Source organism: Pelorhabdus sp. sgz311001 (assembly GCF_055901755.1).
Genome location: NZ_JBVXUT010000007.1, coordinates 103,968 through 116,819, shown reverse-complemented (window position 1 = coordinate 116,819; position 12,852 = coordinate 103,968). Strand labels below are relative to the sequence as shown.

General features: G+C 42.3%; 13 protein-coding genes. 10 read left to right on the top strand and 3 right to left on the bottom strand.

What is annotated here, in order from left to right:
• Window positions 1-35: 35 nt before the first annotated feature.
• Complete coding sequence (gene ppx / locus AC0MXB_RS16515) at window positions 36-1,550, bottom strand: exopolyphosphatase (protein ID WP_474040827.1); 1,515 nt, start codon at window positions 1,548-1,550, stop codon at window positions 36-38.
• Between the two features lie 133 nt (window positions 1,551-1,683).
• Window positions 1,684-2,244 carry a biotin transporter BioY gene (locus AC0MXB_RS16510; RefSeq protein WP_474040826.1) on the bottom strand — a complete coding sequence of 187 codons (561 nt, stop codon included), beginning with the start codon at window positions 2,242-2,244 and terminating at the stop codon, window positions 1,684-1,686.
• A 559-nt stretch (window positions 2,245-2,803) separates the two neighbouring features.
• On the opposite strand from AC0MXB_RS16510, the gene AC0MXB_RS16505 reads away from it, so the two are divergent.
• The 10 genes from AC0MXB_RS16505 (at window position 2,804) to AC0MXB_RS16460 (ending at window position 11,614) form a co-directional block, all read left to right on the top strand.
• Complete coding sequence (locus AC0MXB_RS16505) at window positions 2,804-3,055, top strand: helix-turn-helix domain-containing protein (RefSeq protein ID WP_474040825.1); 252 nt, start codon at window positions 2,804-2,806, stop codon at window positions 3,053-3,055.
• Between the two features lie 15 nt (window positions 3,056-3,070).
• Window positions 3,071-3,781 (top strand): helix-turn-helix domain-containing protein, encoded by a 711-nt coding sequence (locus AC0MXB_RS16500; RefSeq protein WP_474040824.1) that lies wholly within the window; start codon window positions 3,071-3,073, stop codon window positions 3,779-3,781.
• 184 nt (window positions 3,782-3,965) lie between these two features.
• The gene (locus AC0MXB_RS16495) at window positions 3,966-4,421 is read left to right on the top strand and encodes a terminase small subunit-like protein (protein WP_474040823.1); all 456 of its coding nucleotides are present in this window, start codon (window positions 3,966-3,968) and stop codon (window positions 4,419-4,421) included.
• Window positions 4,418-4,774: a hypothetical protein gene (locus AC0MXB_RS16490; RefSeq protein WP_474040822.1), complete on the top strand. Its 357-nt coding sequence runs from the start codon at window positions 4,418-4,420 to the stop codon at window positions 4,772-4,774. Before AC0MXB_RS16495 ends, AC0MXB_RS16490 begins: the two co-directional genes overlap by 4 nt.
• 215 nt (window positions 4,775-4,989) lie before the next feature.
• Window positions 4,990-5,292, top strand: coding sequence for a Rha family transcriptional regulator (locus tag AC0MXB_RS16485; RefSeq protein ID WP_474040821.1), 303 nt, complete (start codon window positions 4,990-4,992; stop codon window positions 5,290-5,292).
• A 426-nt stretch (window positions 5,293-5,718) separates the two neighbouring features.
• Entirely contained in the window at window positions 5,719-5,958 is a 240-nt protein-coding gene (locus tag AC0MXB_RS16480; RefSeq protein ID WP_474040820.1) for a helix-turn-helix domain-containing protein, read from the top strand.
• 225 nt (window positions 5,959-6,183) lie between these two features.
• Window positions 6,184-7,332 (top strand): tyrosine-type recombinase/integrase, encoded by a 1,149-nt coding sequence (locus AC0MXB_RS16475; RefSeq protein ID WP_474040819.1) that lies wholly within the window; start codon window positions 6,184-6,186, stop codon window positions 7,330-7,332.
• Window positions 7,333-7,629: 297 nt separating this feature from the next.
• Window positions 7,630-9,192 carry a Ppx/GppA phosphatase family protein gene (locus AC0MXB_RS16470; RefSeq protein ID WP_474040818.1) on the top strand — a complete coding sequence of 521 codons (1,563 nt, stop codon included), beginning with the start codon at window positions 7,630-7,632 and terminating at the stop codon, window positions 9,190-9,192.
• Complete coding sequence (locus tag AC0MXB_RS16465) at window positions 9,185-11,281, top strand: RNA degradosome polyphosphate kinase (protein ID WP_474040817.1); 2,097 nt, start codon at window positions 9,185-9,187, stop codon at window positions 11,279-11,281. The genes AC0MXB_RS16470 and AC0MXB_RS16465 overlap by 8 nt, the downstream gene beginning before the upstream one ends.
• A gap of 36 nt (window positions 11,282-11,317) precedes the next feature.
• The gene (locus tag AC0MXB_RS16460; protein ID WP_474040816.1) at window positions 11,318-11,614 is read left to right on the top strand and encodes a hypothetical protein; all 297 of its coding nucleotides are present in this window, start codon (window positions 11,318-11,320) and stop codon (window positions 11,612-11,614) included.
• Window positions 11,615-11,776: 162 nt separating this feature from the next.
• On the opposite strand, the gene AC0MXB_RS16455 is transcribed toward AC0MXB_RS16460, so the two are convergent.
• Complete coding sequence (locus tag AC0MXB_RS16455; RefSeq protein WP_474040815.1) at window positions 11,777-12,784, bottom strand: sodium:calcium antiporter; 1,008 nt, start codon at window positions 12,782-12,784, stop codon at window positions 11,777-11,779.
• Window positions 12,785-12,852: the final 68 nt, after the last annotated feature.

Below are 12,852 nucleotides of genomic sequence, written 5' to 3'. Positions count from 1 at the left end.
CGCCGGTTTAGGCGAATGGGTAGGAGTCTGAGGCGTTATTCAATAACCAGTGGAATTTGCATCTCTTTACGGAACCACTTGGTGTGTTTCTCCGCGGATTGTCGTTCAATCAGCGCATCTTCTTCAAACGTCTTAAGCGTGAGTTTGGCTTTATCGTTCTCTATAGTGGCGCTGACACTTTGGATGCGATGCATTTGCGTTTCGTCAAGGCTTTCCGCCAGAGAGAGCAGTAAAGCGAGCTTGCGAGCTGTGCTCCAATCCGCTTCATCAAGAAATTCATAATAATTGCGGCGAACGGCTTTGCCGCTCATGCCGTGATGCCAGCCAGCTACAACGGCAACAAGCATTTGTTCGCGGTGGGTCAGGCCAAATAGACGGGCGTTTTCTACGAGGTAGGCTGTGTGGCGGGTATGGTCATAATAATTAATCGTTATGCCGATATCATGGAGAAACGCGGCGACCTTTAACAGCGTGCGTTCCCGCCCAGTAAGCTGCAAGAGATCCTTCCAGCCGTCAAAGAGGCTCAAAGCTAGATAAGAGACGTGGTAGGCATGGAGGGTATTCCCTTTATAAAAGAGCAACATATTGCGAGTGCTGTGCATTAGAATGTCAGGCAGAACGTCGGGTTGATTTTCCCGTTGCAGATAGTAGTGCATGAACAATCCTTCGCGCAGACCGCTGCCGCTGACAATAAATTGCGTTCCCGCAGCAACCTCAAACAAGGTCTTTACAATATTGATGCCAGCAATAATAATATCAGCCCGTTCACTGCTGAGACCCGGCAGCTTGCGTCGCTGATTGAGGTTTGTACGAATTAACGTTTGCCAGAGATTTTCAAAAGAAATCATTCCCATGCGGTAATTGTGGATTTTCGGGAAGGGATAGTTTTTTTGTCTCTGGTCCATTTTGGCAATATTACGAGCTGTGCCGCCAATGCCCACAAGGGGGAGTTTCAGATTTTGCAGCCAAGGGATGGCGGCAAAGGTCTTTTTGATGTATTCCGTTAAGGCCGTAAGGTTTTCGTTTGATACTTTGTCTTGGGTTTTGAATTTTTCCGTCAAAGTAATGGCGCCAAAAGGAATGCTGATTAATTCGACTACCTTATGATCGCGGATCAGAGTAAGTTCCGTACTACCGCCGCCAAGATCAAAGAGCAACGCATCGCGAATATCAATTGTATTGGTCACGGCAATACTACCGATTTTGGCTTCTTTTTCGCCGCTGATAATTTCTAAATCAATGTTTGTTTTGTCTTTTACGAGCTGGATAAATTCTTGTCCATTATGGGCATTGCGTACTGCTGCCGTAGTTACGGCAATAATCTTGTCCGCTTTGTGAATTTGACACATGTGGGCAAAGGCGTTTAAGGTGCGAATCGCTCGCTCTATTGCTGCAGGCTGCAGGCAATTGTCTTTTTCCATGCCTTCGCTGAGCCGGACCGATTCTTTTTGATTGTATACAAGATTGTAGGCGCCATTATGGTAAATATTCGAAATGACAAGACGCGCTGAGTTGGAGCCAAGATCGATAACTGCTACACTTTCTGTCATATACTGCCTCCTGAAGAAATCTTACTTCCCTTATTTTATCACGCTCTTTGTCGGCTGAACACCACAGAAAGGGGAATGGATTATTTTTCCATTCCCCTTTCTGTTTTGAATCGACAGTAATTTATGGTAGGATCTAGCGACGAAGCCCCAGACTGTTTAAGATCGGTATAATTTTAGTACCACTGTAAGCAATGATGATACTAAGAAGAAGATCCGGCAAAATATATGGTGTGAACCCTACAGCAATTGCTTTTAATACAGCCATTTCTTTGTGGAGATATAAATTTACAATGCCGTAAAGATAGGTGACGCCGATGAGATACAGACAAGCGAGCCCTAGTAAAATACCGCTAAAGAGACGCAAAAAAGAGGGTCTGCCTGTGAATCCTTCGGTTGATTTACCAATGATGAAAGCGCAGAGTATAAATCCGACTAGATAGCCGAAGGTCGGTTGCAATACATAAGCAGGGCCACCGCCATTTACAAAAACGGGAATTCCGATTAGGCCGAGCGCTACATAGAGAAGCTGTGAATAAGCGCCGTTTCTTGAACCAAGCAACAAACCGGCATAGGCACAGAATAAGAATTGCAGCGTATAGGGGACAATGGGAGTTGGAATTTTAGTAAAAGCGCCGACCGCTGTAAAGGCAGCAAATAAAGCAATGAGGATCATATCACGTACAGGAAGTTTCATGGATTACAATCTCCTTTGTTAATCAATTCTGTCTCTATTCTAAAATACTTTACAGCCAATGTAAACCTAAAAAATATGAAAGGTTAACTTTTAATGAGCTGATAGTCCCTTTCTCAGTCGAAGCTCCGTAAAATTTAATAATTACTTAACATACCAACGGGCTCTATGATATGCCATAGAACCTTATAAATGCTGTATTTCTAGCTTGTTTAGAGTATGGTGTGTTTTCTTGTCTGGGACGTTTTTTGGGACGGTTTTGCTAAAATGAGGCCTTTTTCTATGTAAAAAACTATATAAAGTCATAAGAAATAAAAGTTATGAGGTTTTTTAATTAGGTTGAGTAATAAAGTCATGAAATTAATACTCAGAGCTATTTTAATGCTTCTGCTTTTGTTCTATTTATTTTGCATAAGACTTTATATAAACATATAAAGTTATTATCAAAAACTACAGAATCAAAAAAAATAAAAAAAATTTTTAAAAACGCGGTAACACGTATTGATTTTGCATAATATATAGAGCGAAGTAAAATTTGGACGCGTAAGGAGATGTAAAAATAATGAAAAACCAAGACAAAATTTACAAAATCGAAGATGGAAAATTGGTGGAGGTTAACGTGGCAGACTTGCAAAAAAGCGAAGGCATTGCACAAAAAAAGAAGGCCTTTTCCGCTGACGAGGCGCGGGAGATTCTAGGCATATCGCGGAGCAACATCATGAAGCTGTTAAATGATGGGACAATCCGAGCAGTACGCGCTGGCCGTCGTTGGTTGATTCCCAGCGATGCGATTGATGAATTTTTGCAAGCGTAGAGGTGGTGAATCACCATGCGTTTCCCATACTTTCAAGTGCCAAACGATGTTTTTGATATGGAACTGAACCCTTACGATTTTTCCGTCTATGCATACCTGTTACGGTGCTGTAATGGGGGGAAAACAGGCTTTCCGAGTTATGACACAATTGCATCAAAAACGGGCATGAGTCGACGGAAAGCTGTTGGTACGATCGAGTCCTTAGTGTCAAAGGGGTTAATTCATAAGACGGTTGCAAAAAACATCAAAGGGCGACAGGGCGTGAATCACTATTCAGTCGATTTTTCGAGGTTCGAGCAGGGTGCACAGGGTGCACGCGGTAATGGTGCACAGGATGCACTGGAAAAAGAACCAGTTTTTTCAAGAAAAAATATCACTTATAAAGAAAAAGACACAGCGCCCGCCGATACTTGCACAGGTTTTGATCAATTTTGGAGGATTTATCCAAAGAAAAGAGAACTGGCGACAGCACGAAGAGAGTGGCAAAAACTGGGCATCGACCAATCTCTCGCTGAAAGAATTTTTCGCGCTGTCGAAATACAAAAGCAGTCTAGCGCGTGGCGTGAAGATGGTGGGCGGTACGTGCCCAACCCTGCCCGATGGCTGAGCGAAAAACGGTGGTTGGACGAGGTTTTGTCTGATTCGGGGAGTCAAATCAATCGGAAAAATATTGAGCGGAATTATAACGAGTCCCCAAAATGGGGCAATGAAGATGTAAATTTCTGATAAAATGCGGGACAGCGAGGCGTGCGGAAGGTGAGAGTACCGCTTTTGGAAATTTTGGATTCCAAAACATCGCAGGAAGTTGCGATAAGATGAGGTGGATTTCCCAACATCGTGGGAAGAGGTTCGTCATTGTGACGATGGTTACATGACGATTGGACATTATAAAAAAGAGAGGTTTTGTTGATTGGCTAGATCGAAAACGGGGCCCAAAGCCCCCAAATTATCTGATGACGTAACAAAAACAATTTGTAAGCACTTGAAGAACGGTTCCGCTGTTGAGCTGGCTTGTATTTTTGCAGGGATTGGCAGAGCGACTTTTTACACATGGCTCAAAAAAGGACAGGCTAGAATGCCCGAATATGCGGAGTTTTACGAAGCTATTCGAAAGGCACAGGCCGAGTTCGAGGTGAAAGCTTTGGTTGAAATAAACGAAGCAGGGCAAAAGGATTGGCGTGCATTGGCTTGGCTTTTAGAACACAAGTTCCCTGCGAGATGGGGCAAAGCGAAACGATGCGACAGAGCGAAACTCGAAATCGCGCGAGAAAAGGCAAAAATCATTCGCAAGGTGCGAGGAATTCTGGAGAAAGGCGAGAAGTTGCCAACAATCGTAAACAACGTACCGCAGGAGGTGATGAAATGAAAAACCTAAACCAGTTACAGGCCGAGGTTGATAGGCTGACAGCAGAAAATAAAAAGTTGACAGTTACTGTGAAGCAGATGGCTTTAGGGCAGGCGTTGTCACAGGCGGGAGCTATTAAGCCTGAGATGCTAGCAGAAGCTCTTTTTCAAGACGTGGAGGTGATTGACGGACAGCAAGTTGCGTACCGCGATATGTGGGGGAACCTGCTTCCTGTCGAAGATGGCGTTCATCAATTTCTGAAAACAAATTCGGAGTTTATCGCGAATAACAAAAAAGCCCAAGATGATAAGATTGACGTCGAGGATATGTCAATGGAAGAGTATGTAAAGGCCAGACAAGCAGGGGTGATTTGACGATTCTTCAATAATGGCGAGACGGAGAGGCTGGCAATACGTTCGGTCTCTTTGTTCGTCAAGAGGGTATGTGTTTAATACAGACCCTTGAAAACATTAGTACTCTTTCTTATACAACCTCTATTTTCCGTTTTAAGGCATTTTGCTTGCTTGGTGTGTAAAAAACATTCAGTGATATGTAAAAGTTTAATTTTGGCGATATTAGGACGGAATTAATGCTGTTGAGTGGTGTGGGTAGATCGTGTTTTGATAATGGTACGATATGTTTATTTTTAGATTGGTGTTTTTTGACTGGTCAAGCGGTAGTTTCAAGTAGACAGGTAGCGGGAAATTTTGGGAAAAGGCATGATAATGTACTTGCTGACATTAAAAATCTGGTTCCTGAAATTTCAGGAACCAATTTATTTTATGAGTCAACCTATGAAAATCGCGGTAAACAATACCCTGAGTATCTAACGAACAGGGATGGGTTCACTCTTTTGGCTATGGGATTTACAGGAAAAGAAGCACTTGAATGAAATGGAATAAATTGGTGAAATTTATAAAACGGAAAATTTTGTTCTCACCATTCATGGTGAATGGGAGTCGTACACACTTGTGCGCACGAGGATTAGTAGCCGAAAATCGTCCACTAACTTTTCTATGTGACATCGGCACAAAATTGTGCCAATCTATTCTTTGAATCAACATATATACCTTCGCCTTAAAGGCTAACGTCTTGTCGCAACTTCTTGCGATACTGAGTTAACCGACGAAATTTGAACCATTAACTTTTATTTCAAGGTGAATTTATCTTAACGGTGTCGGTTGAAACTACCTTCTTTTGAGTAGCAAAAACCCCTGTTATTCTCATTTATTATCAGTTCCGATAATGTATGGTTATCGGAAGTAAAACAGTTTGGAGATATATTAGAACTTGACAAATATATACTAAAACATTTATTTTGTTTATAGGGGGTGATAGTATCGACGAGATATTTACTGTAAGAGAAGCCTCAGAGCGGTTGAAAATTACCGAGCAGGCAGTACGCGATTATATTGCAAACGGTAGCCTTGAAGCGTCGAAGCTTGGGCGAGTATGGCGTATTACAGAAACTGACATTATGAAATTCCTGGGTAAAATGAAACCTGCTAAAAGTGAAGAGTTTAAAGTCGAGGTTTCGGAAAATGAAACAGAAGCATGAAATAAAACAAAAGGCCTGCTCATGAGTATGAGAGGGACGGGTGGCGACAATAGGTTGATATGTCTATCTGTCGCCATTGTTTTATCTAGGCGCATACAAGGTGGGGCGTTGTAGTGGTGAAAAATACCACTACTGGATTTATCCCTGAGTTATTTTATTTAAGCCTATGCGACGTTATAGGCGATTTTACATAGATCGAGAAAAATATGTGGAGGTGTTGAGATCATGACAAGGCGCGATAATGGCGAAGGAAGTAAGATCTATCAGGACGAGAGCGGGCGTTACTGGAAGAAAATCACATATATTGATACTGAGACAGGGCGGTCTAAGCGGACGACTGTCAGAGGCGGGACAAAGACAGAAGTCCAAGAGAAAGAAAAGGCATTAAGAAAAGCCGTTGCAGAGGGTTTAAAGGCTAATGCAGGGAAAGAATCTTTAGGCGATTGGTTGAAACTTTGGATAGAAGCGGAAAAGAAAAACGGTGTAGGTGTGACTAGCTATAATCATTACAGGAATATAGCTAAACTTTATATTTACAAAAGCAAGTTAGCTCAAATTGCCTTAAAGAACATAAAACGAACGGATATTCAGACATATTTCAATGAGCTAGCAGAAGATTATTCTCCTGCAACTCTTTCTCTGATTCGGTCAATCTTAGCAGATTGTTTTAATTCTGCTGTTGCAGATTCCATTTTGTTGAAAACGCCAATGGTAAGAATTAGCCTGCCAAAAGTGCAGAGAAAGAAAATTAATCCTTTTACGGCTGACGAAATACAGGAATTACTTAGCGATGTGGGAAATCAAAACGATATGTATATTATAATCCTCTTAGGTGTTACAACTGGCCTGAGAAGGGGTGAAATTTGTGGTCTAAAATGGGTTGATATTGACTGGAAGAAAAAAGAGATTCATGTAAAGCAACAGGCAAAGCTAGACCGTGATGATGGAAATAGGTGGTTTTTGGGTTCTTTAAAAACAACGAAATCAGATAGAATCGTTCCTATAGGCGATAGGCTTATTGAGTCTTTAAAGTGGCATAAGAGAAAGCAAAACAAGCTAAAAAAGGAGTTTGGCGAGTCTTACAGTGATTTAGGCTTAGTCTTTAGTGAGACTGATGGAAACATTATGTCACCGACTACTTTAGCGAATCGCTTTAGCACTGCTGTAAAAAAGGCAGGAATAAAACATCATTCAATTCATCAACTTAGGCATACCTTCGCCAGTGTCGCAATAAGTGAGGGAATGAATATAAAAGCTGTATCAGAGGTTTTAGGACACGCAAATATAAGTATGACACTTGATACATACGGTCATTTACTTCCAGGCGATAAAGAGTCTGTTACTCAGGCCGTAACTGCGTATTTTGGACTGTAATTTTGGGACGTTTTTTGGGACGGTTTTATGTCTCAAAGAAAAATTATAGAAAAATACTAAAAGGCAAGAATCCAGTAAATTCGGGCATTGACGGTTATAGTAAAACATAAAAAAATAACAATTTTGTAATAATTACTTAACATAAAGAGGATTATTTAAGCAGGAAAATAAATGAAAGTAACACGAATTATAAGAAAGATAAGAAAGATAAGATAGATAAGATAGAGCAGATAGAGCAGATAGAGCAGATAGAGCAGGTAGAGCAGATAGAGCAGATATGATAGAGGAGGCGACGTTGTGGCAGATAAAATGCCAGACTATTTTGCCGCGATTCACTTAGGTTCTGAGCAAGTGAGTATGCAGATTGTCGAATATACTTCACTTCAAAATATGAAGGTTATAGACCGAGCCAGCCGCGCCGTTGATTTAGGTGAGGAGGCTTTTCAGACCAATAAAATTAGTTTTGGTACGTTAAATGAGGTTTGTGAGCTTTTAAAAGGCTATCGTCGGATGCTTGCTGAATATGGCGTCCGTGATTATCGTCTCATTGCAACAACGGCAGTACGGGAAGCGGAAAACCAGAAATATATTATTGATCAGATTAAAGTAAAAACAGGTCTTGATGTGAAAGTAGTGGATGTACCGCAGGAGATCTTTTACAAATACGTTTCATCTTATAAAAAACTAGCAGAACAGGGTTTTCTCGAAGCTAAGAAAGCCGTGCTGTTTGTCGATATTTCTTCCGGCGGACTCGGCATGACCTTATGGCAGGACGGCGCTATTAAATATCAGCAAAATTTAAAAATGGGGGCGCTACGGATTAAAGAAAGCTTTTCGGCGGCGCAGCGCGATTCCCTATATTTTCATCAAGCGTTAGAAGAGTTTATCTATGCCGCCATTGAACCAGTAAAAGCCTATCTAGGTCATGTTGACATTGATTATTTATGTCTATCAGGCCGGGAAACGGAACTGCTGCTCAAAATGCTGGGCAAGACCTGGGGAGAAGTCGAAGCTTGTCCTGTCAGTTTGAGCGAATTTAGGGCTTTATATGAAAAAATTAAGCGATTGAACTTATCGCAACTTCAGCAAATTTTCTCGCTTTCGCCAGATGACGCAGCGATGGTTTTACCTACGCTTGTTTTATACCATCAGATTTTATCGTTAACGACGATTGAGCAGATTGTCATTCCTTGTGATCAATTTATGGATGGAATTACGCTGTTGTATTTGGCAGGAAAACACCAAGACCCGTGGCTGCAAACAATGGAAGATCAGGTCTTTAGTTTAATTCGAACCCTTGGGAAGCGCTATCAGTACGATAAACGGCATTCACAGGCGGTAGAACAGTTTTCCTTGTTGATTTTTGACCGCATGGCCAGGATTCATGGCCTAGGAAATCGTGAACGGCTTTTATTGCAAGGGGCGGCTATTCTGCATGATATTGGGAAGTTCGTGAGCCTTCGTTCCCACCCCTATTATTCCTATCGACTGATTTGTTCTTCTGATATTTTGGGACTGTCAGAGAAGGAAAAAGCGGTAATGGCTAATGTGGCCTACTATCATTCGCAAGGGATTCCTGACAATCATCATTACAACTATTCCATTCTTACGAAAAAGAGCCAGGTTACTGTCGCGAAGCTTTCGGCCATACTGCGCTTGGCTGATGCTATGGACCGGAGCCATCGGCAAAAGGCCATTGCGGCTGCCGCTGTTTTCAAGAATAATGAGTTAAACATACAAGTGAAAGTGAATGAAGATTATTCCTTGGAAGAATGGACTTTTGCCGATAAAGCCGATTTTTTTGAAGATGTTTTCGGGATTCGCGCCAATTTGGAAAGGGTGGAAAAGATATATGTTTGAAAGTAGCGAGTATTTTCTGAATCGCGAACTAAGCTGGATTAAGTTTAATGAACGGGTGCTACAGGAAGCCGGTAGTCAGAATAGACCGCAAGGAGATCGACTTAATTTTTTAGCGATTACCAGCTCGAACCTTGATGAGTTCTTTATGATTCGTGTGGCCGGTCTTAAGCATCAGTTCGATAGCGGCGTCCATAAACTCGATATTTCAGGTCGGACCGTAGAAGAGCAGTTGATTGATATTGCTGTTGAAGTTCACGGGCTTGTAAATCTCCAATATCGCATCTTAAAAAATGTCTTGTATCATTTGGAAGAAGAAAAGATTTTTTTCGCCGCTATGGATAAGTTAAGTGATTCTGATAAAGAATGGTGTTATGAGTATTTTCGCAGTACCATCTACCCAGTTATTACACCCGTTGCTGTCGATGCCAGCCATCCATTTCCCTTTTTATCAAACCGCAGTCTCAATTTGGCGCTGCAAATTAGCCGTAAAGGCAAAGACGAAAAAAAACTCGCCGTCATTCAAGTGCCTGCCGTGTTGTCTCGTATTGTAGAAATTCCGCCTGAAGGAGGAAAACGGCGCTTTGTTTTTTTAGAAAAGATCATTGAAGCTTACTGTGAAGAATTATTTTATGGGTATCAAGTCGAAGACGTTATCCCGTTTCGGATTACTCGTAATGCGGACCTATTTATTGATGAGGAAGATGCCAAGGACCTATTAGAAGAAGTAGAAAAGTCGCTGCGCCAGAGAAAACGCGGTCAGGCTGTGCGATTGGAGATCGGCAAAGGGGCGGCGCCTGCCTTAAAAGACCTTCTTGTCAGTTCCTTGCATGTTCTAGACCGAGAGGTATATGATATTAACGGACCGCTTGATTTAACTTGTTTCTTTAAATTTATCGGGTTGCCTGGCTTGGAGGAACTAAAACTTCCCCCGATTTCGCCGCAGCTTCCCAAGGACTTAGTCGGTTGCACCGATCTGTTTGCCAGAATTCGCGAAAGTGATGTATTATTGCACCATCCCTATGAATCCTTTGAACCTGTCGTACAGTTTGTTCAGCAGGCCGCTGTGGATCCGGCTGTTTTGGCCATTAAGCAGACCTTATATCGGGTGAGCGGTAACTCGCCGATTGTTCGCGCGTTAGCGCAGGCAGCGGAAAATGGCAAACAGGTTACGGTTTTAGTGGAACTGAAAGCGCGTTTTGATGAAGAAAACAATATCTTATGGGCCAAACGGTTAGAGGAAGCAGGGTGTCATGTTATATATGGCCTGCGCGGTTTAAAGACTCATGCCAAAATGATTCTCGTGGTACGGCGGGAAGCGCGCGGGATTCAGCGCTATGTTCATATGGGAACCGGAAATTATAATGATTCGACGGCAAAGCTTTATACTGATATGGGCATTTTTACCGCCAATGATCAATTTGGCGCAGATGCTTCAGCCTTTTTCAATGTGCTTTCCGGCTACTCTGATCCGCCAGTTTGGAATAAGATCACAGTGGCGCCGCTAGGTTTGCGCCAAAAGCTTGTGGCGTTAATTGATGAACAGATTGAAGTCGCTAAAACGGGGAAACGCAGCTATATTGCGGCGAAGATGAATTCGCTGTTAGATAAGGATATTATAAAAAAACTATATGAAGCATCTGGATATGGTGTTAAAATAGATTTGATTGTTCGTGGTATTTGCGTCTTACGGCCCGGAATAGCTGGAGTTAGTGAAACCATTAAAGTTCGCAGTATTATTGGCCGGTTTTTAGAGCATCATCGCATCCTCTATATTGCCAATGATGATGATGAAAAAGTTTTTCTATCTAGTGCAGACTGGATGCCACGAAACCTGAATGAGCGAGTTGAGTTGCTTTTTCCGGTGGAAGCCGAACAACATATCGAACGGATTAAGCAGATTTTACAGCTTATGCTTGCTGACAATCAGAAGGCGCACAGCATGTGCAGCGACGGTACTTATCGCCGCGTGGCAAAACGCGGGAAGGTCGTAAAAAGCCAAGAAGAGCTTTGTAAACTTGCGAAAAAGGCGGCCGAGTTGCCGCAAGTTCCTTTAGAGCATCGGTTAAAACCGTTGTATCGTAAGGAATAGCTCTCAAGTAATGAAAAAGAACGTTGAGGTGACAGAATGAACACAGATTTTGTAGTTTGTATTCACTATGAAAATGACTATGGTTCCATCCGTTATAACGAAGCGGATAAAAGTTTTTGCGTAAAGCTTGCTAATGAAGCAAAACGCCGCGAAATTGAGACGTATTTATCGACAGAACAAACCATTCATATTGCCAGTGGCGCCACAATTCGTGATTTTGCTGATCAGACAGGTCTGCCAACAGAAAGCCTTGCTTTTTTCAAACAAGTTTTGACGCGTCTTTATAATCATACACAGGTTTTGGTGGATTGGAGTCATCCTGTGATCGAATAAGTCAAGTTATCCACAGAGTTATTCACAAACCTGTTGATATTGTGCATAAGTGCAAAAAAGTAATCCCGCAAAGTCGCTGAATTTCGGCATTTGCGGGATTTTTCACATGAGCTTTTATGTGGATGAGTGACAATTTATTCCTTATTTTATGTGGATAAGTCATTATAAGCTATAAAAATTGGTTACTGGGAAGAAAAAAATGGCGGCAAAGAGCAAATAAAAGATCGCTGCGTAAAGCAGCCGATGGGGCGATAGTTTGTGTTCTTTCAGCGTAATGAGCAGATACATTACGGAAAGTAAGGTTACGATGCCTGACCAGAGCAGGTGGAGATCGAAGAGCCAGGGGGTAAAGAAGAGTCCAAAGGCGCTGGGGACCGTTGCCTGAATCATCATGGCGCCGCTGATATTGCCAAGGGCCAGCGTTTCCTTGCCTTGCCGCACCCAAATCACAGCATTTAAAATTTCCGGTAGTTCTGTAGCGATCGGGCTGCATAATAAGGAAATGATTAAAGGTGAGACATCTAAAGAGCGACCGAGTACTTCCAGTTCCGTTACAAAGACATGAGAGCTGGCAAAAATCAGCACAAGGGCTAGTCCCGTCTGGAAAAATGTCGCTGTCATAGTTGGCTCTTGCCGCTTAGGTTGGAATTTTAGCGGCTCTGGCAGCAGACATTCCTCAAGACATTCGGCGCGTAATTCCCGGTAAAAATAGAAAGCATAGAGGCCCAGAAACACAAATCCCATGAGCGGTTTATAGGCGAAAAGAACGAGACCAAGCAGTACTTTAAAGATAAAAATAGATACAAACCATAGCTGATCTCGCGATAATTTGTGGCCGTCAATGTCAATTTCAAGACCAGCATCGCGTTTTTTCCGAAACAAGATAATACAGAGGCCCACAACGGCGTAGGCTAGCGTGCCAAGTACCAGCGGTCCGCCCAGAGCCGCACCGACGCCAATGTCTTTTTGTTCGCTGCTACCCTGAAAAGCTACAGCGACTAAGGTAACGACACTTTCCGGCAGAGCTGTGCCAAGCGCTGCGAGAATCGTGCCGACAGCACACTGTGAGATATTGAGTTTTTTGCCGACCCACTCAATGCCGTTTACAAAGAGTTCACAGCTATAATAAATTACAATTACCGAAATCAATAAGGCTAAATAAGTTGTCATTGTGATTCTCCTTACAATATTTCTTCATGAAAAAAATGTTAAAACAAACTCATTGTAACGAAAGCACG

Excerpts from the sequence above, each read along its gene's own strand:
- AC0MXB_RS16485 (WP_474040821.1), top strand. The coding sequence starts at position 4,990 with ATGCTGTTGAGTGGTGTGGGTAGATCGTGTTTTGATAATGGTACGATA.
- AC0MXB_RS16500 (WP_474040824.1), top strand. The coding sequence starts at position 3,071 with ATGCGTTTCCCATACTTTCAAGTGCCAAACGATGTTTTTGATATGGAA.
- AC0MXB_RS16505 (WP_474040825.1), top strand. The coding sequence starts at position 2,804 with ATGAAAAACCAAGACAAAATTTACAAAATCGAAGATGGAAAATTGGTG.
- AC0MXB_RS16475 (WP_474040819.1), top strand. The coding sequence starts at position 6,184 with ATGACAAGGCGCGATAATGGCGAAGGAAGTAAGATCTATCAGGACGAG.
- AC0MXB_RS16510 (WP_474040826.1), bottom strand. The coding sequence starts at position 2,244 with ATGAAACTTCCTGTACGTGATATGATCCTCATTGCTTTATTTGCTGCC.
- AC0MXB_RS16455 (WP_474040815.1), bottom strand. The coding sequence starts at position 12,784 with ATGACAACTTATTTAGCCTTATTGATTTCGGTAATTGTAATTTATTAT.
- AC0MXB_RS16465 (WP_474040817.1), top strand. The coding sequence starts at position 9,185 with ATGTTTGAAAGTAGCGAGTATTTTCTGAATCGCGAACTAAGCTGGATT.
- ppx (WP_474040827.1), bottom strand. The coding sequence starts at position 1,550 with ATGACAGAAAGTGTAGCAGTTATCGATCTTGGCTCCAACTCAGCGCGT.
- AC0MXB_RS16490 (WP_474040822.1), top strand. The coding sequence starts at position 4,418 with ATGAAAAACCTAAACCAGTTACAGGCCGAGGTTGATAGGCTGACAGCA.
- AC0MXB_RS16460 (WP_474040816.1), top strand. The coding sequence starts at position 11,318 with ATGAACACAGATTTTGTAGTTTGTATTCACTATGAAAATGACTATGGT.